The sequence below is a fragment of the Massilia brevitalea genome, assembly GCF_030711405.1.
Lineage (GTDB): Bacteria > Pseudomonadota > Gammaproteobacteria > Burkholderiales > Burkholderiaceae_D > Telluria > Telluria brevitalea.
This window is the reverse complement of sequence record NZ_JAULSI010000115.1, coordinates 1-1,097: the sequence shown is the minus strand read 5'-3', so window position 1 is coordinate 1,097 and position 1,097 is coordinate 1. Positions and strand designations below refer to the sequence as shown.

1 protein-coding gene is annotated in these 1,097 nt (G+C 60.3%); it reads left to right on the top strand.

Annotation, left to right across the window (positions count from 1 at the left end; translation table 11 throughout):
• Positions 1 to 48: 48 nt before the first annotated feature.
• Positions 49 to 1,065 carry an IS30 family transposase gene (locus tag QWL29_RS26515; protein WP_370663751.1) on the top strand — a complete coding sequence of 339 codons (1,017 nt, stop codon included), beginning with the start codon at positions 49 to 51 and terminating at the stop codon, positions 1,063 to 1,065.
• Positions 1,066 to 1,097 lie beyond the last annotated feature (32 nt).

Genomic DNA, 1,097 nt, shown 5'->3' with positions numbered 1-1,097 from the left:
GGCAGTCTCTAAAACCAAGTGCAACACTCTTTCCTGTAGAGTGCCGCCATGCCCCGAATCTATACCCATCTGACGACACAGGAGCGTGCCGTCGTGATGACCATGCGCGACGATCAGTGCAGTATCCGGTCCATTGCCAAACGCCTTGGACGTTCTCCGAGCTCGATCAGCCGCGAGCTGCGCCGTGCACCCGGCGCTGGTGCCTATGATGCCAACTTGGCTCACCTGCAGAGTTACGCGCGGCGTATGGCGCCTCGCCGTATGCCCAAGCTCCATCCTGGCGGCGCGCTTTTTCAGGTGGTACGGCACTATCTGAAGGAGCTCTGGTCGCCGCAGCAAATTGCGAACATACTGCGCTCCATGTGGCCCGATGACTCCGACAAAACGGTCTCTCACGAGACGATCTACAACGCGATCTACCTGCACCCGCGCGGCGAACTCAAGCGCGAGCTGATCGCCTGCCTGCGCCACCATAACCAGGTACGCAAGCCGCGCAGTCGCGGTGTCGATCGCCGCGGCCAGATCAAGGACATGCAAAGCATCCACATCCGTCCACCTGAGATCGAGGACCGTCTCATTCCCGGCCACTGGGAAGGCGACCTGATCAAGGGCGAAGGCAACCGTTCCTCAGTTGGCACGCTGGTCGAACGCACAACGCGTTTCGTTGTGCTGGCCAAGATGGACAATGCTGGCACGCGCTCGGTCGTCGACAGCTTCTCTGCCGTGCTCAACCGACAGCCGGCGGCGCTGCGCAAATCGATGACCTACGACCAGGGCCGCGAAATGCACGGCCACAAAATCCTTACCGAGCGCACCGGCGTGCAAATCTACTTCGCCGACCCACACAGCCCTTGGCAACGCGGCTCCAATGAAAACACCAACGGTTTGCTGCGCCAGTACATGCCCAAGGGCTCAGACTTGTCGATCTACTCCCAGGATGAGCTCGACGCAATTGCCCTCTCGCTCAACACCCGGCCACGCGAAACGCTTGGCTGGAAAACGCCGCTCGCTGTCTACACCGAGCATATGGCGCGGCTACAATTACAGCCTGACGCGATCCATTAACCCCGGTGTTGCAATTGGTTCTTGAGACCGCC

Excerpts from the sequence above, each read along its gene's own strand:
- QWL29_RS26515 (WP_370663751.1), top strand. The coding sequence starts at position 49 with ATGCCCCGAATCTATACCCATCTGACGACACAGGAGCGTGCCGTCGTG.